Origin of the sequence: Enterococcus sp. DIV0187, from assembly GCF_051713785.1 — a bacterium.
GTDB lineage: Bacteria > Bacillota > Bacilli > Lactobacillales > Enterococcaceae > Enterococcus_A > Enterococcus_A avium.
In genome coordinates this window covers 3,855,469-3,876,900 of sequence record NZ_JBIOQO010000001.1, presented here as the reverse complement: position 1 = coordinate 3,876,900, position 21,432 = coordinate 3,855,469, and the positions used below count along the sequence as shown (strand labels likewise).

The window sequence follows — 21,432 nt, the reverse complement described above, 5'->3', positions numbered from 1 at the left end:
CACTTTTGCTAACACTCTTTTTTGCAAGCACCTATACTTTTAATCCTTCTAAATCCACTTTACTGACTTCGCCATCCAAAGACAACAATTTTTCTTTAACGTCATCAGGCAAAGATTGAATGAAACTCATTATTTTTAAATTTTGATCGAGTTCATTTTTCTTAATAGGATCACTTTCATAAAAAGACTGATTCAATTTTTCTGCATTGTGTCTGCGATCCTCATCAATGATATGAGTATAAACTTCTGTAACCATATCAGCCTTTGAATGTCCTGTGTCGCCTTGCACACTCTTTATATCGCCATTTGTCATTTTAAGCTTGTAATTCGTGCTTAAATGACGCAGACTATGGAATTCTACCTTTGGTAAATCAAACTTTGTACAGAGCTTTCTAAGCCGTTTTCCAATTATCTTGTTTTCAACCGGACTACCATCTTCATGAGAAATGACTAACTTATGATTATTATATTCCGATCCAAAAAATTTCTTCATTGAATTTTGCTTTTCTCTGTGTTGAACTAACATTTTTGCAACCGTTCTAGGTAACCAAACAGTTCTACGACTTGAATCAGTTTTAGGTGTCATTAGAACTAAACTGGTTTTATTTTTCTTATTAGAGGGGAACACTTTGATAATATCTTTTTCACGCAATTGCTCAATTGCATTTTTTGATACTCTCGAAAGTTGCTTTTCAACAGTTAGTCTCGCAGTTCCGTCCTCAATTGATTGTTCATCAATAACAAGGTCACTCCAAGTTAATCCAAGAATTTCTCCAATTCTGAGAGAACAAGCAAAAGCCAAATGCATACACAATCTTAAGAGATCGTCATCAGTCTTCTCAATAGCTAGTTTGAATGTATCGATTTCCCAAACTTTTCTTTCATATTTAGGAATCTTTGGTAACACAGCCATTTTCGCTGGATTTGTTGCAGTAGGTGGTAAATATTCCCAAGCGATAGCTTGATTAAGCGCAGAACGAATCAAATCATGAATTTTTTTGATATTTGCAGGCTGCAACGTTTTTCCATTCGTAGGTCGATTACCCGTAGCTTCTTCAACATCTAACAGCTCATTATAGAACTTCGATAGTTTTCTAGTAGAAAGTTCATCAAGTTTTGTAGCCCCGATTAAAGGATCAATATAATTGTTTATCAAAGCTTTCTTGTTTCTATACGTTGTGACTGACCAATTAGCTTGTCCATATATTTCAACATATATCCCAATGAATTCGCTTAAAGAGATTCTTTCACTTGTCTCAGCTTCATTGCTGCTTAGCGGCCCCAAAGATAATTCTTTTTCATCAGGAACTAAAACTGATCCATACACTGACTGATAATATTCTACAAACTTTTTTCTTTTGCTTGCTTCTGACTTTGAAGAGAATGAATCCCACTTTTGTTTACGTTTCTTTTCTTCATTGATATAACTATAGACTACAACTAATTTTTTATTTCTTGGTATGATTGATGCCATTAGAAATCTCTCCCATATAGACAATTAGACATCAGCAAAATTGTTTAACCACTGATCAAAAGATTTTTTTGAAATACGTATAATTCGACCAATCCTTACATGTCTGAAAAGATTTTCCTGAACTAAAGAATACGCTGTCTTGTTACTGATGTCCAAAATTTGGGCAATCTCATTAATAGAGTACGTTTCTTTTGTCTCGTTGTTTTGATTTACTATCTTTATCCCTCCAATTACATTTTGTAGATTGTAGTAGCAGTATCATTATATCAATATTTACTGATGTTTAAACAAAATGAAGTAAGATAAATCACATCAAGTCAGCTTTTTTCATCATATAAACGTTCAAAGATCAAAATTTCCATCCAATATCTCATTAAATTTGTTTTACTCTTCTACTAGGCTACCTTACTACTCAAGGCACATAGGTCTCTCACCTCTTGCTATTTACGCAAGCTTTACAGAAGTATCATTATCTTTTTGGCTTTCTTCGCATCTAATCGTAGCTTATTAGATTCGTATACCTATTTCTCTCGCTCCACAGTGTCACTGCTTCTTGGCGATAGGTTACGACAGCTCTTCCAAAAATAAACGTACCTAGTAGTGTATATGCTGTTTTCAAGGATCAAATAGTCCATATTTTAACTATGGTGAAGTAAGATCACTTACTTCTTGAAACATCCAACTTTTGAATGCTTCAAGAAATGAATGAACGGTCTTTCTCTTACGGAAATCGGTATTGCCAATAACCACGAGTTACTTTTTCTACATTAATTTTAGAGTCCTCGTGCAGCTTTCTCAAAATATTACTCGAAAGATTGGCATAAGTTAAGGTACAGTCTGATTCAGCTAGCCTCTGATAAATTTCCTTTGTTGACAATGGCCGGCCACTCTCCTTCAATATAGAAGCGATCCATAAAGCAATTTTTTGATAATCATAATTCCTTCGTTGCACTCGTTTATTCTCGAAATAGTGTTGGTTTTCAACTTCTACACTATATATTGATCGTGGGGTAGATCGCTTATTCACATTCCGAGCCATTGGTCCATCCAACAGTCGCTCTTTCCATGAGTCATAAAGCGTCGTCAGTCGGTCGATCTCGTCTAAAAGAAGGGTCATTTGCTGATAAATCCGTTTTTTTTTCATCTTCTTTCATATATACTCGCTCCTCTCTCTTTTCTCACTTGACTTGGTGTCTTTCCCTTTTGTTTCCTAAAATAGGTTGAAAAATGTTTACTATTCTTAAACCCGAGCTTCTCACTGATCTCTTTAATTGAAAGCGACGTTTCTATCAATAACCGCTCTGCTTCACGATATTTAACTTTGGCAAATAATCTCATGGCTGACATCCCCGCATATTTTAGGCACATCTGTTGTAACGCTGTTGGACTCATGTGTAACAACAGACAAAAATCTTTTCGGGTTAGCTGCTTATCCACCTGTTCTTCCATAAACCGTATCAAGGTTACATAAGAATGGTTCCGGTATAAAACATCTTCATTTGCTTGAATCATTTGGTCTACTAGTTTGGCAATAACCTCATCTACCGTGTAGTTTCCAATTTCTTGTATGAAGTAGGTAAATAACAAAGACGTTTTCTGTCGCATTTCTCGCGTTGCTTTTAGTGGGATCACCACCACTCCACGACACTGACAGGAATCAGTCAAATCCAATATAAGTTCTTGTATTTCTGGATCATCCAAACTTCGTTTGGGTCGATCCCCTTGACTAGCTCGTATATAGAAAGAAACAGCTGGCTCCCTATCTCTAGGGTAAACGTCACATAGTAGGGTGTCTCGTTTTCTCCTTCGCCGACTGTTAAACTTACTGTATCAACTTACAGGAGGCATACTATGGAGAAAAAAGAGATCGTACCTATTCAGATCGTGGATCGAAATCCACCGATGTCGCCAACTGCTCCAGCGAAATCAAAACTCGCGGCTCGAGTGAAATTGGGACAAGCTGAAGCTTACATCTACAATGGAACGGACAAATATATTTTGGCAACGATCATGAAGGAGTTGAGCATCCATGCTTCTCGACTTCACTCACGTACCTAATATCTTTATCGTTTGTGGGAAAACCGATCTTCGAAAAGGAATCGATGGACTTGCGGCCTTTGTCACAGAAACATATCAACTCGATGTTTTCGATCACTCGCTCTTTCTGTTTTGTGGCTCAAAACCAGACCGCTTCAAGGCACTTTACTGGGAAGGTGATGGCTTTTTATTATTGTACAAACGATTTGAAAATGGTCGGCTTCAATGGCCGAAAAACTCTTCAGAAATGAAGAAATTAGATGTTCGGCAATTGAAACGACTGCTTATAGGCTTTTCGATCGAAGAGAAGAAAACCATTCATTCCAGCACCAAGGGTGCCTTCTATTGAAGTAGTAGAAACGTTGGTTTTATGCGATTTCTACTACTTTTTTGTCGTCAGAAATGGTATAATAATAACAGGTGATATCAAGCGTGGAGGTGTAAATGATTGACTAAAAAGGGAAATCAGCTTCTTTTGGATAACAAGAAACTGGAGAAGCGTCTCCAAGAAATGACTGAACAATTTGAACTCGTCCTTGAACAAAATCAGTACCTTCAAGAACAGCTATTCGCGATGCAGCGTCAGATGTATGGACGAAAAAAAGAAGATACGCCATCTGTCGATGGGCAAACAAATTTATTTGATACAGACCCTTTTAAGGAACCAGAGCAGACTGGTCAGGAAAGCCAGGAATTGATTGAGGTAAAGAGCTTTAGACGGAAAAAGACAAAAGGAAAAAAAGCCTTGTCGCTTGCCCACTTACCCGCAAACCATCTTCACTATTATTTGGAGGGCGAAGACTGTCTTTGTGATGCCTGTGGTACTCACATGACTGAAATTGGCTCCACCGTCGTCCGTGAAGAACCTCTATTTATTCCTGCTCATATTGAAAAAAATTTATTTCACCAGCATGCGTACAAGTGTTGCACATGTGAAAAAGACAATGGAACAACATCAATTAAGAAAGCTCGTGTACCAAAACCTCTGATCAATAATAGTTTTGGCAGTCCTACGATGGTAGCTCAGACAATCGTTGAAAAATATATCAAGAAAGTGCCTGCCTATCGGCAAGAGAACGAATGGAAAACCTTTGGCTTTCCATTGGATCGCCAGAAAATTACACATTGGCATCTTCTGGCGACAGACTACGTCTTGTCGCCGCTGTATCAACTATTAAAAGATACCTTACAGAACCAAGAAGTCATTCATGCGGATGAGACGCACTACAATGTCTTAGACGTTCCAAAAGCCACGACCTATTATTGGCTGTATACTTCTGGAAAAGCAGAAAGCTATCCCATTGTTCTTTACCAACATGAATTATCGCGCAAACATGAAATCCCTCAGAATTTTCTTACACACTTTACTGGCTATCTACATAGTGATGCTTACGCAGCTTATGGAAAAATGGCTGGCATCAAGAATGTTTACTGCTGGGCACATGTTCGTCGGAAATTTCATGAAGCGATCGGCTCACAGCCCAAAAAATATAGCACCGCCTTATTAGGCGAGCGCTATTGCGACCTTCTTTTCAAAGAAGAGAAGAAACTACGCCATCTAGATCCAACGGATCGTCAAAAACAGCGCAGTCAATGGATCAAACCCATCGTGGAGGAATTCTTTTCTTGGGCATCTAATCTATGTGTTCTCCCAAGATCAAAACTGGGAGAAGCCGTTGCGTATCTGCTAAAGTACAAGGAAGGATTGTGTACTTTCTTAGAGGATGGACGGTTAGAAACCACGAACAATCGCGCGGAACGAGCCATCAAAGAATTGGTGATCGGTCGAAAAAACTGGTTGTTCTCAAAAAGCGAAAAAGGGGCGCAAGCAACAGGAATCATTCTGAGCATTCTACGGACAGCTGTAGAAAATGGCTTAGATCCAAGAAAATATCTGATCTATTTATTTGAAAATATCCCCAACCTGCCAAGTTTAACAAAACCTGCGCTGGCAGCTTATTTGCCTTGGAATCAGGAAGTTCAAAGAAAGTGCCAAGCTAACTATTAATAAAAAAAGCACGCCCATCAATCATCCTTAAGTATACAGGAGGATTGATGGGCTTTTAATACACCTTACTATCTGACGCTTACTCTCTAGGAAGCTGCTTTTGATGAATAATCAGAGAAATACCGGAATGAGAAATCGTTCGATGTGATAGTCTATGAGAATCAGAATACGTGACTCGTTTTATCTCGATCATTTTCTTTCTTCCTCCTACTACTTTTCTTATTACTCTAGTTTTAACATTAGCTTGCGCCAGTTAAAATACTTTGACTGAATACAAGCAAGCTCAGCGACCTTTTAAGTTCATACAGAAACCTTTTTCACAGTTACCTACTTAGTTAAAACTGTCCACCCTCCTGCTTGGCCGTTTTTGCTTGCCTTATCTGCTTCGACAGCTTTTGCATATGTAGCTGCCATCTCCTCTTCAAAATCACAGGCGATAAGTTGTTCTACCCACTTTACTTTTTCTGCCTTAGGCAAATAATCGAGTGCATTGACCTTCCAAATGTATGTTTCTAACGTCTGAAACTGTGCTTTTTGTATCTCATAAAGTTGTCGCTCCCCCCGTTCCATTACTTGAAGCAGTTCCTGTAGTTTCTCCAAATCTGTGCATTGTACCAATTGTTGCTGATAAATGGCTTGGGTCTCTGGTGTCGTATAGTAAGCGCCGAAACCGGTTCAGCGCTTACTTTCCTTGTCAACCATTAGATGAGCGAGCGCGATTCATAAGTAAGCGTCATATAACAAAGTGTCTCGCTTCCTCCTGTGATGATTGTTAAACTAACTATATCAACGACAGGAGGTTCATTTATATGGAGAAAAAAGAAATTGTTCCTATTCAGATTGTGGATCGAAATCCGTCTATGACACCCACTGCTCCAGCGAAATCCAAACTCGCTGCACGAGTCAAATTAGGCCAAGCAGAAGCCTATATTTATAATGGGACGGACAAATATATTTTGGCCACGATCATGAAGGAGCTGAGCATCCATGCTTCTCGACTTCACTCGCGTACCTAATATCTTTTTGGTTTGTGGGAAAACGGATTTGCGAAAAGGGATTGATGGTCTCGCAGCTTATGTCATGGAGACATACCAACTGGATGTTTTTGACAATGCACTCTTTCTCTTTTGCGGGTCAAGACCAGATCGATTTAAGGCTCTTTATTGGGAAGGGGATGGCTTCATACTTTTGTATAAACGCTTTGAAAATGGTCGTCTTCAATGGCCGAAGCATTCTTCCGAAATCAAGCAATTGGATGGTCGGCAATTGAAACGATTGCTTACTAGGTTTTCAATCGAAGAGAAGAAAACCATTCATTCAAGCACCAAGGGTGCCTTCTATTAAGTAGTAGAAAACGTTGATTTTATGCGGTTTCTACTACTTTTTTGACGGATGGTCGATTGGAAACGACCAACGAAGGTTTAGGTATCGGAATTTGGCACCTTTCCATTCAGCTTGAATGAATTCACAAAAACCGTCACCTCCGCCGCATAAGAAATAACTAATAATCACTTTTTACTATAAACACCTTGTTTCGATACTTACGAAAGCTCAATTAAACTATCACTAAGCTTTTATAAATGCACCTTGATATATGGCGCTCATTCACCTCTTAGTCTCATTTTTGGAAAATGAAAACTGTGAAGCAACAACTCGCCTAAGTTTATCCAGAACTGCTATTTTATTTATAGTAAGTTACAATAACTTTATCGCCTTCAGACAGAACTCTTAATGCCGATCCGAGATACTTTGAGCTTAGCTTAATTGCATTAGGATAGTTGGTTTCATAAATGTTTCCAGCCGTCTTATCGCCTTCTGCACTTTTCCCCTCATTACCTGTGACTTTCAATCCTAGTTCTTCCAAATTCTCCTTAACACTGTCATAGTTTGAATTAAAAACATCATTATTGCTAATGACAAGATAGCCGGCATTTTCCAGCTTTTCTCTATTTTTTACATATACCGCAGAACTATAATCTTCCGTTTTCTCTAAGCCTAATTCACTTATGACATCGTCATTTTTAGTCTGCTTTTCAGAAGTCTTTTCAGTCTTTTCAGTCTTTTCAGAACTGCTCGTTGTAGTTCCTTCATAATAGTTTAGTATGACTTTATCGCCTTCAGTCATTACCTTGATTGCTGGTCCAATATAACCAGAAGTGAATTTTATTGCATCCGGATAATCGGTGGAAATAATTTTCCCTGCACTATCAGAATCACTAGTTGGTTCACTTTTGACCCCTTTTACTTTCAAATTTCTTGCCACTAAGCTTGCTTTTGCGCTCTCATATTTTTGTATAAAAATCATATTTGCATTTATGACTAGATAGCCGGCAGCCTCAATTTTTTCTTTATTTTCGACTAAAACCTCATTCTTAGTTTTCGTATCCGCATTCTCATCAACTTTTTTTAGTTCTAACTCATCAATTATATCTTGACTTGTTACTTTCTTAACCGATGACTCCGTCGTTTCTTTGACCTTACTTGAACTATTTGTTGAAGAACTCGTTCCATCATTTGTTGAACAACCAGCTACCCCCATAACCAACAGGAAAGCAGCCCCTGCTAATACTCCTCTTTTAAATACAACACTTTTCATCCAATTCCTCCTATTGTTTATAAATTTTGTTTCTTATTTACTATCTCATAACACAATAATATTCATAATGAAATAAAAAAAGATAATTTTAAAATAAACATCAAAAAACAATGCGACACAAATACACTCAAGCAAACATTAGATTGCGTTCAAAAACAAATAGACCGAACAACGAAGTGCCTCAAGAGTTCGTATAGTTTTATCAATATATAATTTCGATCTATTATCTGAAGTTAAATTCCACAGATTTTGATACTAATTATTGAACAAAAGAAAGAGCTCCTTATAATAATAAATTTTGAGCAACACATACATTCCTTTCCATCTGCTTTTACGAAAGTTCAAATAGAACATCACTAAGCTTGGTGATGCGTTCAAAATTAGTATTATAAAGATTGACATCTAATTCGTATGGTTGATCCTTATAAAGGGTTTCATAGGATTCTTTATCTAATGCAAAAACGATATATTTCGTTGCACTGTTTCCTTTTCCGACATCTGCTGCCCCATCCTTAAGCTGCAACATATTCTCACTCATCATTTTGACTTTATCACCGATTTTTAGAGTTGCCGACGTGCTATCCACATTCAAGGCTTCGGCTCCATCATTTTTCATAGTAAGCTTCACTGTTACTAAAACGACACCAGAGTCAAATTTGCTAAATCTTGACGCTTCTTCCTCATTAGGTTCAAATGAAGTAATTTGGTACCCCTCTGCGGTAACGGTCACATCTTCAAACGTTTCTGCTTTACTCAATTCTTTTTCAAGAAGCATTGTTTTTGTACCCATATTCTCTTTTGTTACCTTGTCTTCATAAAACTTAGAACTGTCAGTCTTACTGCCATTCCCTTCATCAGACAAAGCAATCGTTTCTTTTTTCGGTTCAACAAGGGCATCTGATTTACTAAAACTATCAGGCTTGCTATAAATCCCTGGAAACTCAAATTCTGCTATCCCGGATTCAGAAATTTTCTCCATTGCAGCCGGTTTAATTGCTAAAGCGACATAACCTGAAAGCTCTTCGTTCGGTTTGATTTCATTTTCCCTATCAAGTAAGTCACTGACTAAATCTTCTCCTAAAAGACTTTCATTTCGGCTAATCGCAGAGTCATAACCGACAACACCCATTGAGAAACTAGGACCCGTATAGACACTTTTATCGCTGGTATTTTTGTAAGTAGTGGAAACGAGTAACACGCCACCTTCTTTCATCTGATCACCGAAAATAGTACGAAAATTACGTGAGACATTTTCTAGTTTAATATATTGATAAGCATTTATCGTAAAGCTGACCTGATCGTTACCATGAACAATCGGCTCATTATTTTCAAAAAGCGTCGCCATTTTTTCCGCTTCAGTCGTTTCTTTTATCTTTTTTTGTGCGTCATTACAATCTGTTTCTTTAGAAGAATTTGTCGTTTCTCTTTCACTGGTGCTTGTCGTAGAAGTACTTTTTTTAACCTCTGAGGTGCTAGAAGAAAGCTTTGGCTCACTAGAGTCCGAACCATTCGGCCCTTGATTATAACTACAACCACTAATGCCTAATAACGTAAGTGTTGCTAGAGAAACCACTACCTTTTTGTTCATTTTTTTCCTTCTTTCTATACATTTATTCATTTTCGGCTTCACCTTTTTATACTCGTTTACAATATTCTCAAAAATGGATAAGAAAAATTAACACCACTAGCCTAACTGCAATCGAGCAATCGGACTAGTGGTCGTATGATAAACGTGTATAACAGACTTCTTAACTTTTACATTTTATTCAAACGTTTTCGGTTGAATAAAAATGCAGCCACTCCTGTACTCATTACTAATCCAAGTAATGTCAAAAATACATTGCTTGAAGACTCACCCGTTTTTGGTAATGTTTCTTTTGCCGAGGCTACTTTTACGGATCCTTTTTGTTCCGCTTTTGTCGTTGCCAATTTCTTAACAGTATCCTTTCCTTCTGCTTTGGCCTGATCTGATGCGATGTCTTTAGTTGGTTCATCTGTAGGTGTTTCTGATGGTGTATCAGAAGTATTTCCGTCTACAGGTACTTCTTTTGCCTTAACCGTTAGCGTCATCGTTTTTTCAGCAGTCTTTCCTTCCACAGTTTCCGCAGAAAACTTAATCTCATGGACACCTGGTTCTACTAAGGTATCATCAATAAATTTAACTTTGATCTTGCCGTTTAACACTTCAAATCCTGTAATAAAATCATTTGGATTTTCTGTAGATGCCCAAGCTAAAATCATTTCTGCGGTCAATTTATCGCCGACATACATGACTTTGTCTTCCACAAGAATGACTGGTAAACGATCGCTAACATTGTCACTGACAGTCACAGTGATTGTCTTGGTCTCTACAGTCCCCGCAGAACTTCTTACCTGATAGGTCACTTGATACGTTCCGGCTTTCGTTGTATCAACAGTATTTGATACTACAAAAAGTCCCGTACTTGAAGCATCTGCAGCTTGACCTAACGCAGTCTCTTGACCATTAACATCTGTCTCATACCCTTTGGCATAGCTGTACGGATCAAAAGCATCCCCTACATTTATAGTGACATCTGTCGCATCGATTCTTACGGCACTGTTATCTACAATTGTAATATTGACAATTGTTTTTGTAACGGTGTTATAGCTTGAAAGAACAGCTACTTCAACCGCAATTGTCCCTACTTCATCTGTAGAATGGTGACCAGAGACAACAATATTTAACGGGTCAATAGGAAGAACTGTCCCATCCACGTCTTTCACCACGATACGATCACGAATCGCTTGCACATAATCCGCACCCTTAGGTAAACTAAAATCTGCTAATTCAATGCTGTACATCCCCACGTTACTTTCAACTACGTTAATAATCGCTGACTGTGTAGCCGTCTGTCCTTTAGAATTTGTTACAGAGTACGTAAGTAAGTAAGAACCTACAGTATTCACATCAATAGTACCTGTGTACGTTACTTTCGAGGTAATATCACCATCCGTTTGATCCGTCGCACTCACACCTGCCATTGGATCAAATGCTGTTCCTTTAGTAATGGATTGGACTGGGATAATATTAATCGCTGGTGCTGAATCGGTTGGTACATTTGGCGGAAATGGATTCACGTCTAGTGGTTTCACTTCATCCGGTTTCTCTGGAACCATTTTTTCCTGAGGCGTTTCTATTACTGCAGGTTTTTCCTGTACTGGTGTAGCAGCTTGAGGTGATTCCTGCACTGGCGGTGCTACTTCTGGAGCGGGTGTTGCTACCTCTGGTGCAGGTGTCGCTTCTGCAACTGGCGGTGTCACCGGTACTTCAACTGCGGGAATCGTCGGTGCAGGTACCTCCGTCGCTTGCGTCATTTCTTGCGAGTGAACCTCAGTCTCTGCCGCAACCACGCCTTGAGTCGCAAGAAATGCGGGTAATAACACCGATGCTATCGTTAGTGATGCCAAATATTTCTTTTTCATTTTTCTCTCCTTTTATTCCTTTATTGTTTTATCTAACCTCTAAAAGAGGATAAGACCTTATATTGAAAACTCTCTCAAAAATTCTGCTGAGTTGCTTCCTCACCCATGTGAGACAATACTTTTTAAATGCTCTTCCTTTTGAATATAATTTAATAAATTTGTATTAATTCTATAGCCTCTTCCCCATAAAGTTTGAACCGCAACTTTCTCTACATTCGCTTGTTCGAATTTCATTTTAATTCGTGTTACTGTACTGGAAAGAGACGCTAAATGGGATTTAGTTACTTCTTCGTTCCAAACTTTATGGCAGATTTCTTCTCGTGTAACAACTTGATTCCCTGCTTCAATTAGAATGGATAAAATTTTTGATTCCGTTTGTGATAATCGATGCAACGTCTCCATAATTCCGTAATTCATTTCGTTATCTTTACCTATATGGTTACCTGAATTTTGAAGATAATTCGAACCAATTGGCGAAACCTTGCCTGATAATTGAACAACATTGCTGGTTTGTTGCGTAGCTTCCGTTCGGGCATCCTTTTCCCTCAGGTTATACAAGCATTCACGTAATTCATCAATAGAATCCGTGGATGATATAATCGCATTCAACTGTTCAATCTCTAAGTATCTCTGATCCACTTCTGTCACATTGGTTTCGACTTTGCGGATAATTCGAACAGAATAATTCTTCAAAAACGGAATAAGTTCTGTTACCTCACTCTCACAAACTGTTTCACTTAATATGACATACTGGAAGAGTTTGAAAAACTCTCTTGTTTCTAATTGTTGCCTACAGTTTTTAAAAACTCTTGAGGAACAATAAACCTCATAATTCAGTGACTGTAACTTCTGTTGAATCTCTTGTTCAGCCAAAACATTTCTAGTCAGAATCAAGACTTGATTCATAATAATCTCCCCTTTTTTAGTTAATCCTGATGCTATTAATTCACTTACTTATATTCTTTTCGTGAGATCACAGAGACTTTTGGATATTCGTAACGTTCTTTGATTTCCTCTAAGTCCGGTACGTCACTTTGAGCCAATTGATCCACACGGGTCTTCATTTCTTCATAAATGCTCATGATTGTTTGGCGGGATTCGTCGACTTCACAAGAGATTTCTTTGGCCCGATCATGGATCGTTTGTAATTCCGCTTCAGAATCTTTGACGATCCGTTGGGCATCCATTTTAGCCTTCTCCACCATTCGGTTCGCTTGACGGCGAGCAGAGATTAAAACTTCTCCGATTTCATGTTGGGAATGGATCGCTTCTTGCTTCAACTGCTCATTTTCGGTTTTCAATTCGTTAATTTGATGATGTAAGCTCGCGATCTGTTCACTTTCAATTACGGCTTCTTGTTGCTTTTGATCTTCGATCAATTGCTGAACCAGCTCTTCTTTTTCCAGAATCTGTTGGTCCTTATCTATAATCAATTGATCCAACTGAGCCACCAATTCTTCTTTTTGGGTCAGGTCATTCGACAAACTAGTCATTTGATCCTCGATTTGCTGAACCGCTTCTTGGTAACGACGTTCACCGTCTTGTTGGTTCATAGCGAACTCATGAAGCTGTTTCTTGGCTTCTTCCAGCTCGGCTTCTACCGACTGATACTGTTCTAATGAGGACTTCAAGGTATTGACCTCTTCTTCAGCTTGATCCAGCTGTTCTTTCAAGTAGGCAGTTTCTTTATTGTCTTGCAACCGTTGGATCTCTTGGCGGTTTCGGCGAACCTCTGTCTCTAGGTCTTGGATCTGACGACGGTTCTCCGCTTTTTCTTCGCCGGTTCGTAGAAGTGCTTGTTTGTATTTCTCATTTTCTTTTGTTAGGCGCTGCTTTTCTAAGGCCGTGTCTCGCTTTACTTGTTCAAGCTGCTCGTCTTTTTCAGCGATTAGACGTTTCAATTCTGCAATCTCGTCAAGTTGCTTTTTTGTATGCTTTTCTGGCAGGATATTCGTTTCTTCTTCAAATAGCAGTTCTTCTTCTGGAACAGAATTAATTTCGTCAATGATATTTTTATTGAAAAACCAACCATTTTTCTTTTGTTGTGCAGTCATAGTGTGTCCTCTCTTCTTTCATTTCGTTTACTCGTCTTCTTGGATCAATGAAAAGTCTTCATCGGCTTTTTCTCGTGAAAATGTACAGCTGTAGGTCTTCTTCTTGTTTTTATCGTTCATTAGATTCATTTGGAACGTGATCTGGGTGAGTTTTGAGACCTCCTTCGCTTCTTTCGCAAAGGCTTTGACATTATCCTTGATCTGTTGGCGATTGTCTTCACTGCCGGAATCCCCCGCCAACGCAATATTCAATGTCTGCGTTGGGATATCCAACACGATCAACGTAGTTGATAGTCCAAAGTAGGGGCTGACTTTTGTGGATAAATCACTCTCGATTTCATATTGTTTCTCACGTTTTTCCTCTGAAAATAATTCCTCCCACGCATAGTCCTTCAACCCAATGCCTTTTTTGGGGTATGCTTTTATTGGTAATTTGGTAATGATTTGTTTCTGTTCTTTTTTCAGTGTATACAGCTCATCTTTTAACTGATTGCTTCGCTCTGACATCGTATGCAACTGATCTTCCACCTTAAAGAGACCATACGTCGTCAACAGGAGTCCCATTGCCAAAAAAATGGTCAAATAGAGCAACGCAGAAACATGTTTTGTTTGTTCTGCTTGTTTGACATGTTCTAGCTTTCGTTGAAATGACCGCGGTGCATTCGGTGGGACATTAAGACGTTGTAATTGCACCTTAATGATCATGCGCCGAAACCAAACAATGAGTATTAAAATGACCAGCCCCACGCTAATCCAATTCATGATCAAAATATTTTTATCTCCTTTTCCGTACCATGTTTAGTTTCGCCCTTACTCAAAATAATCAGATCGTTTCTGATCCTGCTTTTGCTTCTTTATCTCTTTTAACAGTGTTCCGTTCGAGAGGGCCTCGACTTTAAATTCCAAGTCATCATAGATCGATAACACATTTTTTCGTGACTCAGAGACTTCGATCAAGATTTTTCTCGCTCGGTTACTGATGTTTTCTAATTCCAATTCCGCAGAACTGATCAGTTGTTTCGCCTCGGTTTGCGCTTCTTCGATCGTTCGATTCGCTTGTTTTTTCGCTGAGATTAGGACTTCGCCAATCTCTTGTTGGGACTGAACGACTTCTTTTTTCAGACGTTCGTTTTTCTCGATCAATTCATCGACTTGTTTCTTCGCTTGGATCAGTTCAAGGCTTTCTTCGTGGGCCTTTTGTTCCTTTAATCTGCTTAACTCGATTTGTGCATCCGCCAATCGAGTAGCTAAGCGTTCCTTTTCAGCTTCCAGCTGTTCTAGATTGCTCGCTTTTTCTTCCAGATTTGCGATTTCTTCATGCGCATCGAACAAGGCACTGTTAAGGGCTTCCTTCTCAGCTTCAAGCTGCTTCATGTCTTCATTTGTTTCTTTTTGTTCCTGTTCTTCTGGTACTTGCCCTTGTTCATCAATAGCCATGTGTGATTCCTCCAATGCGTTTTTAAGCTTTTGAGCGACCTGCTCTTTTAATTGTTGAATCGTTTGTTTGTGCTTTGCGTTCTCTTTTTTTAGTTGTGTTAGTTCTGCTTCGATTTCTTGTTCTTTTTCTTCAAGCAATTCGTCTAGCACATCGTTCTCTGCTTGAAGCTCCACCATTTTGGCTTCATTTTTCTGATGGAGAGTATGTAACTGTTGATAATTTTGTTCCAATTCGCTGTATTGCTTTTTTAGCTGCTCCAACCGCCCTCTTTCTTCGTCATGTTCTGTGGTAATCTGTACTAGCTTTTTTTCATTTGTTTTATTTTCTTCCTGTGCTTCTTGGTATTTTTTTTGATAGTCCTTCAGCTGTCGCGTCAATTCTTTCAAATCAACTACTGAAGCTTCTCTTTCCAAAGCTTCTTTTTTGATTCGCTCAGCTGTATCCGTTAGTTCTTTCTGTTTTTCTTTTAGCTCCTGTTGGAGCCGTGCGATCGCTGCTTCTTTTTCGTTCTTTTCTTCTTCGATCGCGGCAACCTTCGCTTGCCATTCCTCGTCTCGTTCTACTAACTCATCATCGTCGTGGATACGTTTAAAGTCTAATTTTTCTTTCAACTCATCATTTTCCAGTTCCAATTCATGAATCCGAACTTCCGCGTTCTTTTTTAATACAACCAATTCGTCATAAATTTGTTTTAGTTCAGAGGGACGTTGATCAGAAGAAGCCGTTTCTGACTGCATTTCTAACTTTTGACTTGTGGATGCTTGTTCAGCGAAGAGTTCTTGTTCCTGTATCAATGTGTCAAGTTCCGTTTCAGAATCATCTATTTCTTCTCCCATAGATAAGGGATCAGGAATACGATCTGTTCCATTGTATAGTTCCTCCGCATTTAATTCTTCTTCAGTGATATCGTTGATGAACTCTTTCAAGGCTTGTGTTGATAGCCATTTTCTCTTTTTTTTGTTTTCTGCCATTAACCCTTCCCACCATCATTCTTTAGTTTCTGCTCAGAAACGTTTTTCTTATTAAATTCATCCTCACTGTTCTCACGAGAATAATTCACGTTATAGACAACTTTCTTTTCTTTACCGACAGACGTAAGCATCCGAACATGAATAGCGGTTAGTTCAGGAATCCCTTCGGCTTCCTTTGCCAAGGCATCCATATTCTTTTGGATCGTTTCCTCACTTGCCTCGTCATCCACCTGACCGCTTAACTGAAGTGACAATGCGTTTGGTTCAGCTAGTGAAACCGTCGTATCAATAAAACCAAAATATTGACCAGTCGCTTGAGAAATTGCAGATTCTATTTGTTTTTGTAAGTCGGAATCCTTCGTTTCTCCCGCTAGTTTCTCCCAATCATATTTTTCTAACCCAATTCCTTCTTCTGGATAATTCTTCAAAGGAATGCTTGCAATAAGTGCGGTTTGTTGCTTCTCTAATTCAGAAATTCGTTCCTTCATCTCCATGTTTTGTGTCTTCTGCTTCTGATAATCATCTGTTAAAACTAGAAACGAACCAATAAATACCATCAATCCAAGTCCAATCATCAAACTCGTAAACAGTAAATAACGGATATGCCGGGCTTGTTCGATCCTCCTTAGATGATTGACCTTTCGGCGAAACATCGGCGTTTGATCGGGTTCTTTTTGAATCGTTGAAAATCGTAAATCCAATACCAATCGAAGGAGGACAAAAATAATGGCTAAACCAACGAATCCAGCACTGACTATTCCTAGTATGACCATCATTTTTTCTCCTCTAGCAGGATTCTCTTATTCATTCACTATTCGCCTGCTTTCTAATCAATGATGGGAGATGGAATTGAACTGTTCCTTCAATATCATTCTTTTTGGCAAAGCCAAACGTCCGACTGTCCTTTGAAACATCGATATGATCGCCCGTTGTAAAGTACATTCCTTTAGGAATCTTGGTTAATCCTTGAAATTCTTCCGCGATAGCTGGTGAGAGTTGAAACGTATAGGTCGTTTCAAAATCTCCATGTTCGCCAATGTTTAGAACCATGCGATCATTGCGGATAAACATCGTATCTCCTGGCATGCCAATTACCCGTTTCACAAATTTCCCATCTTCTCCTTTAACGGAAAATGCGATAACGTCATATCGACGGATTGGATCACGCTTTTTGACCAGCACCATATCTTTTTCCGTTAACGTAGGCTTCATAGAGGTACCTGAAATAGGATGAAAACTATATTCCCTTCTCACTAATTGTCCCGAAATAAACAGCACGACCAGTAACAGGAGTGTCAAAATCGTGAGCACTAAACTCTTGCCGATCGAACGTTGTGGTAGGTTTCCTTCTTTTTTTAGTTGACGTGAACGACCAGTTGCCATAAGTTGCAATACCCCTTTTTATTAACTGAATTACTTTGCTTTAATATACGAAACTTGATCAGAGGTAGCCAATGCCGCATCAATCACGCGATACGAAATCACCGTACCGCCATAGACGTTTCCTTCTGAAATAAGAATGCCTTCTGGCCGGACAACCTCCACAAACGCTACATGCCCATAGCGAGCATCCGATCCGGCAACCCCAGGTTTGAAGGAAATCAACCAGCCAGCTTTAGGTTTTTGGCTGACTTCATAACCTAACGCTTTGCCTTTTGTTGCCCACTGACCGCCATTTCCCATATAATCATCGACGGTTTTTCCTAATTGATTCACTCGGTTGAAGGCATACCAGGTACATTGACCGACTGGATAGGAGCCGGAAGTGTTGTAATCCACGCCATTATAATCGGGATATTTCATACGACTGCTGTATTCCTCTGGAATTTCTTCTTTGCCTTTGATAAAGACGCCTGAGTCTCCACCTGTTGTCTTGACATGATCGTACTGGGTCAAGTGATACAAAGCGATAATTGAGTTTAACTTTTGCCCATAAGTCGTATCCGTCGCATAAGTTCCGGTTAAGGCATTTGTCGTACGCAGATAATTCTTAGCCGTGGATCGCCAAGTATTCTTGTAAAAACTATCATTACCTGAGATTCCACCACGCAAGAGTTCCACGTAATCGCCTAGTGACGCCGCATAATTTGGATACTTACGAAACGCCGAATTGATGGAATACAAGTCGCCATTTCCACGATCTTCTTGGGTTGCCATCGAAACGGATTGCCCCTGATAGGTTCCTTTGATTCCGAACAAGTTATGATTTGGTTTTAGTGATAAGGTGCTCGTGCCTGAGCCACTTTCTAGTAAGGCTTGGGCAATCATGACAGAGGCAAAGACGTCGTATTCTTGTCCTAGCTTTTGAGCGTCTTCAGCGATTTTCTCGATAAAGGTTTTCGCGCCTTCATTTTCAGTGAAGTTCATAGAAGCAGGATATTCCGCCAACGTCTGTTCACCATGTTCGGTCAAAGTGACCTCTGGCAATTCTTGAACCAAGAGATCTTCTTCTAAATCAATCGATTCCACAACGACTTGGCGTTGAGTTTCTTGTTCTGTCGTTTCTTCTGATTCCTCATTGGAATTTTCTGTTGGGGTGCTTTCTTCTGTATCAGATGCTTCTTCAACTTCCACATCATCAACGGTTAAGTAGTAGTCATCTCCGATGTAGACTCCTAGTAAGACATTCTTATCTTTTTTCTTCTGATACACCAAACTGCCCACTGTAATTTCTTCTGGCATTTTTTCTGGCTTATCAGCAATTTCTAAATCAAATAAGTTCTGATACATCTCTGTTGCTAATTGTTCCGCACTATAGTTTTCCTCTTGTTCTGTACCAAGCTGTTTGATTCCTTCATAGATCAACGCCCCATGGGCTTTGTTTTCAAAACTGCTTAACAGCGGTAATTCAAAGCCTTTCAAATCTGATTGTGCGACTTCCGTTGTTTTCAACTCGCTTGGCAGATTCAACGTACTGGTTTCCGAAAAAGCCTCCGGTGCAGTTGGTACGACAAATGAATTTGCTTGAACACTTGGTGTCGCTGGCGCCACCGTAGCTGGTGTGCTTGGTACTACAGGCGTTGGTGCTGGTTGCACTGGTGGTGGTTCTTCGTTACCTTGACTCGTAGACGACTGCGTTGGTGCCGAACTACTAGGCGTTGTCGCGCTTGGTTTGGTACTGCTGCTCGGTGTTGTACTACTTGGTTTGGTCGAACTGCTTGGCTTCGTCGTACTTGATGTTGAACTATTAGACGAACTACTTGAGTTGGTTTGACTGCTTGATGTACTTGCACTTGATGACGACGCCGTCGAATCTGTATTGGTTGAAGAATCTACCGTACTGCTTTCAACCGGTGCGGGTTCTGAAGACTCTTCTGGTACGGGCTCTGAACTAACAGCGGGCACCGATGTTTCTGGTGCTGCTTCCACCGGTACTTCTGGCTGTGCTTCAATCGGAGCTTCTGTCGCTGGTTCGGGTGTAATCACTTCGGGCGCTGGTGCCTCGACGACACTCTCTGGCACAGAAGCTGCACTCTCAACGGTGCCTGTTTCTACTATTAAAGAAGACTCTTCGGTCAACTCTCCTGCTTTTAATACCCCGCTGCGTATCCCGGCGAGTCCGCCAATGAACACGAGAACACCACAAACACCTATCATTATCTTTTTCATGAATTAAATTTCCTTCCTGAATTGAACTAAATCACGCTTAACGAATCAGACTAAAGAATAGAATCGGTAATAAAAAGAAAAGGAACATCGGAACCATTGTTTGAAGAGGTTCGGAGACGAACTTCGCCGCAATCAACATCGCAAATTGTTGAAAAGGTGAAATTCTTCGCTCGTTTAAGATCTTGCCAGAAGATTGTTCCTGTTCACTTGCTTTAATCTCTAATTGTTTCAATAAATTCTCACTCGCACCATTGATAGGCTGCACATCTGATAATTTTCCTTGAACTACTCGTCGGTAGATGGTCCCGATGTCTCCTTCACAACGAAGCAGAGTTAACGTTTGTTTTCCATCCTTTGTTTTCGCATCAATATAGGAAACTTCCGTTTCTTCAACCACCTTATTCAGCGAAACATCGTACGTATAAATATCCTTAAAATCTGTCGCATACATCTTATCACCAAGTTGTAGCTGCTTGATTCGATGGAGCAACACATCTGTTTCAAAAATATTATGTGCCAATAAAACATAATTCCCTCTTCCGAGTTGTTGATCCACCCGATAGGTCGCCGCTCCCGTCAAGAGATTTTGATTGGCGATCCCAGCTAAAATGGGCAGATCAACCTCTACTTTTGGGATATTGAGCTTCCCTATCCCCCAGTTGTTGGTGGTCTCAAAACTATTCCCGCGAGCCTCTGCATAATTTGCGACATTGACACTCGCAATTTGTTTCTCTGCATAATTTGCTCGATTGACCTTATCCAAATTGAAGGTACTTAAGTGTTCACTTTGACCAACATCAACAGCTCCTATAGAGGTGTCTTCTTGCATTTGAACATAGCCGTATGCCGCTACTGCTAGTACCGTCATCATAGCGACAAAAATCAGTACAAAATAGAGTTTCGTTATTCGGAATAAACGACGCAGTCGTTTCCGTGCTTTGTTCACAACCAGCGGATCATCAGAACGGAACCGCTTGATATGGTAACGATAGATGCTCACTAAGATAATGAATAATAGTAGATTTATAAGAATGGTCGCTAACACAACGTTCTGATAGCTCCATAAATTTCGTTTATTAATTTTTTGTTTTTGCGCATCTTTATAAGGAATACGGTGCCCGTTCACTAATAGCCGATAGGTATTAATGCCTGGCGGTGTACACGTTAAAAGTGTCACCATATCCTTTCCTGGGACGATTTTTACTTTTTCCGCTTCACTAGGTAATATCTCCTCAAAGGATTCGATTTGGTAAGCCAATCGCTTTCCTAATATGTTGACGTAGAAAATATCCCCTTCTTCTAAGTTTTTTATATCGGTAAACAGAACCTGATTTTGAACGCCGCTATGGCCGGTAATAACAGAACGAGTATCTTTGCCCCCTATCGGGATCGAGGATTCTTCTAAATGCCCCAAGCCTTTATCGAGTGTTTTAAAAGACGTGCCTTGGTAAAAAGGCATTTGTTTAATGTCTATCCCAGGGATATCGATCGTTCCCATCACGCCGGATTCATTTTTAAGAACATTTTTATAAACCACAGATTCCGTGGTTCTGCCTTGTTGCTTCTCAAAGATATACTTGTTGTACACTTTCGCTAATTCATATTGTTCCTTTTTTTCTTTCGCCGACATTTTCTTCAATGCATTGTCATAAGAAGTACTCGCCGCACTTCGTTCACGATTGGCTAAGTAATTCCCAACAATCGGATACATTAAAACAATGATGCCAGCAACGATCATAAAAATGGCAAAGCTCATGACAAACTTATTTCGTTTATTATTCGGTTGTTTCTTCATGATCAG

At 39.5% G+C, this 21,432-nt stretch carries 21 protein-coding genes; 5 read left to right on the top strand and 16 right to left on the bottom strand.

Annotated features, from left to right (window positions below; all coding sequences use genetic code 11):
- Positions 1-31: 31 nt before the first annotated feature.
- The 4 genes from IGI52_RS18885 to IGI52_RS18870 all read right to left on the bottom strand — a co-directional run bounded on the left by IGI52_RS18885 (position 32) and on the right by IGI52_RS18870 (position 3,175).
- Complete coding sequence (locus IGI52_RS18885; protein ID WP_438782086.1) at positions 32-1,474, bottom strand: site-specific integrase; 1,443 nt, start codon at positions 1,472-1,474, stop codon at positions 32-34.
- Between the two features lie 24 nt (positions 1,475-1,498).
- Positions 1,499-1,651: a helix-turn-helix domain-containing protein gene (locus IGI52_RS18880; RefSeq protein ID WP_438782268.1), complete on the bottom strand. Its 153-nt coding sequence runs from the start codon at positions 1,649-1,651 to the stop codon at positions 1,499-1,501.
- A 544-nt stretch (positions 1,652-2,195) separates the two neighbouring features.
- Positions 2,196-2,618 (bottom strand): hypothetical protein, encoded by a 423-nt coding sequence (locus IGI52_RS18875; RefSeq protein ID WP_438782085.1) that lies wholly within the window; start codon positions 2,616-2,618, stop codon positions 2,196-2,198.
- Positions 2,615-3,175: a helix-turn-helix domain-containing protein gene (locus tag IGI52_RS18870; RefSeq protein ID WP_438782084.1), complete on the bottom strand. Its 561-nt coding sequence runs from the start codon at positions 3,173-3,175 to the stop codon at positions 2,615-2,617. The genes IGI52_RS18875 and IGI52_RS18870 overlap by 4 nt, the downstream gene beginning before the upstream one ends.
- 150 nt (positions 3,176-3,325) lie before the next feature.
- Here IGI52_RS18870 and IGI52_RS18865 point away from each other — a divergent pair, with 150 nt between their 5' ends.
- The 3 genes from IGI52_RS18865 to tnpC all read left to right on the top strand — a co-directional run bounded on the left by IGI52_RS18865 (position 3,326) and on the right by tnpC (position 5,519).
- Entirely contained in the window at positions 3,326-3,532 is a 207-nt protein-coding gene (locus tag IGI52_RS18865) for a hypothetical protein (RefSeq protein ID WP_270791438.1), read from the top strand.
- A complete protein-coding gene (gene tnpB, locus IGI52_RS18860; RefSeq protein WP_216411126.1) occupies positions 3,504-3,860 on the top strand; it encodes an IS66 family insertion sequence element accessory protein TnpB in 357 nt (118 codons plus the stop codon). The genes IGI52_RS18865 and tnpB (IGI52_RS18860) overlap by 29 nt, the downstream gene beginning before the upstream one ends.
- A gap of 99 nt (positions 3,861-3,959) precedes the next feature.
- Positions 3,960-5,519: an IS66 family transposase gene (gene tnpC, locus IGI52_RS18855; protein WP_438780295.1), complete on the top strand. Its 1,560-nt coding sequence runs from the start codon at positions 3,960-3,962 to the stop codon at positions 5,517-5,519.
- A gap of 327 nt (positions 5,520-5,846) precedes the next feature.
- Here tnpC and IGI52_RS18850 read toward each other — a convergent pair whose 3' ends face one another.
- A complete protein-coding gene (locus IGI52_RS18850) occupies positions 5,847-6,089 on the bottom strand; it encodes a hypothetical protein (RefSeq protein ID WP_438782083.1) in 243 nt (80 codons plus the stop codon).
- Between the two features lie 239 nt (positions 6,090-6,328).
- Between IGI52_RS18850 and IGI52_RS18845 the strand changes: the two genes are divergently transcribed.
- Positions 6,329-6,535 (top strand): hypothetical protein, encoded by a 207-nt coding sequence (locus IGI52_RS18845; protein WP_438781670.1) that lies wholly within the window; start codon positions 6,329-6,331, stop codon positions 6,533-6,535.
- A complete protein-coding gene (gene tnpB / locus IGI52_RS18840; protein WP_438782082.1) occupies positions 6,507-6,863 on the top strand; it encodes an IS66 family insertion sequence element accessory protein TnpB in 357 nt (118 codons plus the stop codon). Before IGI52_RS18845 ends, tnpB (IGI52_RS18840) begins: the two co-directional genes overlap by 29 nt.
- A 337-nt stretch (positions 6,864-7,200) precedes the next feature.
- Here tnpB (IGI52_RS18840) and IGI52_RS18835 read toward each other — a convergent pair whose 3' ends face one another.
- The 11 genes from IGI52_RS18835 to IGI52_RS18785 form a co-directional block, all read right to left on the bottom strand.
- On the bottom strand, positions 7,201-8,115 hold the full coding sequence (locus IGI52_RS18835) for a hypothetical protein (protein ID WP_438782081.1): 915 nt from the start codon (positions 8,113-8,115) through the stop codon (positions 7,201-7,203).
- 331 nt (positions 8,116-8,446) lie between these two features.
- Positions 8,447-9,703 (bottom strand): DUF4352 domain-containing protein, encoded by a 1,257-nt coding sequence (locus tag IGI52_RS18830; protein ID WP_438782080.1) that lies wholly within the window; start codon positions 9,701-9,703, stop codon positions 8,447-8,449.
- 167 nt (positions 9,704-9,870) lie between these two features.
- Positions 9,871-11,559, bottom strand: coding sequence for an immunoglobulin-like domain-containing protein (locus IGI52_RS18825; protein WP_438782079.1), 1,689 nt, complete (start codon positions 11,557-11,559; stop codon positions 9,871-9,873).
- A 99-nt stretch (positions 11,560-11,658) separates the two neighbouring features.
- A complete protein-coding gene (locus tag IGI52_RS18820; protein ID WP_438782078.1) occupies positions 11,659-12,465 on the bottom strand; it encodes a helix-turn-helix domain-containing protein in 807 nt (268 codons plus the stop codon).
- Between the two features lie 44 nt (positions 12,466-12,509).
- Complete coding sequence (locus IGI52_RS18815) at positions 12,510-13,613, bottom strand: hypothetical protein (protein ID WP_438782077.1); 1,104 nt, start codon at positions 13,611-13,613, stop codon at positions 12,510-12,512.
- A 27-nt stretch (positions 13,614-13,640) separates the two neighbouring features.
- Positions 13,641-14,375: a hypothetical protein gene (locus IGI52_RS18810; protein WP_438782267.1), complete on the bottom strand. Its 735-nt coding sequence runs from the start codon at positions 14,373-14,375 to the stop codon at positions 13,641-13,643.
- Positions 14,376-14,423: 48 nt separating this feature from the next.
- Entirely contained in the window at positions 14,424-16,022 is a 1,599-nt protein-coding gene (locus tag IGI52_RS18805) for a hypothetical protein (RefSeq protein ID WP_438782076.1), read from the bottom strand.
- Entirely contained in the window at positions 16,022-16,795 is a 774-nt protein-coding gene (locus IGI52_RS18800) for a hypothetical protein (protein ID WP_438782075.1), read from the bottom strand. Before IGI52_RS18800 ends, IGI52_RS18805 begins: the two co-directional genes overlap by 1 nt.
- 31 nt (positions 16,796-16,826) lie before the next feature.
- Positions 16,827-17,405, bottom strand: a complete 579-nt coding sequence (gene lepB, locus IGI52_RS18795; RefSeq protein ID WP_438782074.1) for a signal peptidase I — start codon at positions 17,403-17,405, stop codon at positions 16,827-16,829.
- A 30-nt stretch (positions 17,406-17,435) separates the two neighbouring features.
- On the bottom strand, positions 17,436-19,631 hold the full coding sequence (locus tag IGI52_RS18790; protein ID WP_438782073.1) for a glucosaminidase domain-containing protein: 2,196 nt from the start codon (positions 19,629-19,631) through the stop codon (positions 17,436-17,438).
- Positions 19,632-19,668: 37 nt separating this feature from the next.
- Positions 19,669-21,426, bottom strand: coding sequence for a class C sortase (locus IGI52_RS18785; protein WP_438782072.1), 1,758 nt, complete (start codon positions 21,424-21,426; stop codon positions 19,669-19,671).
- Positions 21,427-21,432: the final 6 nt, after the last annotated feature.

What these genes read in the sequence shown, in the direction of transcription:
- IGI52_RS18885 (WP_438782086.1), bottom strand. Translation starts at nt 1,474, where the DNA reads ATGGCATCAATCATACCAAGAAATAAAAAATTAGTTGTAGTCTATAGT.
- IGI52_RS18875 (WP_438782085.1), bottom strand. Translation starts at nt 2,618, where the DNA reads ATGAAAAAAAAACGGATTTATCAGCAAATGACCCTTCTTTTAGACGAG.
- IGI52_RS18865 (WP_270791438.1), top strand. Translation starts at nt 3,326, where the DNA reads ATGGAGAAAAAAGAGATCGTACCTATTCAGATCGTGGATCGAAATCCA.
- tnpB (WP_216411126.1), top strand. Translation starts at nt 3,504, where the DNA reads ATGCTTCTCGACTTCACTCACGTACCTAATATCTTTATCGTTTGTGGG.
- IGI52_RS18850 (WP_438782083.1), bottom strand. Translation starts at nt 6,089, where the DNA reads ATGGAACGGGGGGAGCGACAACTTTATGAGATACAAAAAGCACAGTTT.
- IGI52_RS18845 (WP_438781670.1), top strand. Translation starts at nt 6,329, where the DNA reads ATGGAGAAAAAAGAAATTGTTCCTATTCAGATTGTGGATCGAAATCCG.
- tnpB (WP_438782082.1), top strand. Translation starts at nt 6,507, where the DNA reads ATGCTTCTCGACTTCACTCGCGTACCTAATATCTTTTTGGTTTGTGGG.
- IGI52_RS18835 (WP_438782081.1), bottom strand. Translation starts at nt 8,115, where the DNA reads ATGAAAAGTGTTGTATTTAAAAGAGGAGTATTAGCAGGGGCTGCTTTC.
- IGI52_RS18830 (WP_438782080.1), bottom strand. Translation starts at nt 9,703, where the DNA reads ATGAACAAAAAGGTAGTGGTTTCTCTAGCAACACTTACGTTATTAGGC.
- IGI52_RS18825 (WP_438782079.1), bottom strand. Translation starts at nt 11,559, where the DNA reads ATGAAAAAGAAATATTTGGCATCACTAACGATAGCATCGGTGTTATTA.
- IGI52_RS18820 (WP_438782078.1), bottom strand. Translation starts at nt 12,465, where the DNA reads ATGAATCAAGTCTTGATTCTGACTAGAAATGTTTTGGCTGAACAAGAG.
- IGI52_RS18815 (WP_438782077.1), bottom strand. Translation starts at nt 13,613, where the DNA reads ATGACTGCACAACAAAAGAAAAATGGTTGGTTTTTCAATAAAAATATC.
- IGI52_RS18810 (WP_438782267.1), bottom strand. Translation starts at nt 14,375, where the DNA reads ATGAATTGGATTAGCGTGGGGCTGGTCATTTTAATACTCATTGTTTGG.
- IGI52_RS18805 (WP_438782076.1), bottom strand. Translation starts at nt 16,022, where the DNA reads ATGGCAGAAAACAAAAAAAAGAGAAAATGGCTATCAACACAAGCCTTG.
- IGI52_RS18800 (WP_438782075.1), bottom strand. Translation starts at nt 16,795, where the DNA reads ATGGTCATACTAGGAATAGTCAGTGCTGGATTCGTTGGTTTAGCCATT.
- lepB (WP_438782074.1), bottom strand. Translation starts at nt 17,405, where the DNA reads ATGGCAACTGGTCGTTCACGTCAACTAAAAAAAGAAGGAAACCTACCA.
- IGI52_RS18790 (WP_438782073.1), bottom strand. Translation starts at nt 19,631, where the DNA reads ATGAAAAAGATAATGATAGGTGTTTGTGGTGTTCTCGTGTTCATTGGC.
- IGI52_RS18785 (WP_438782072.1), bottom strand. Translation starts at nt 21,426, where the DNA reads ATGAAGAAACAACCGAATAATAAACGAAATAAGTTTGTCATGAGCTTT.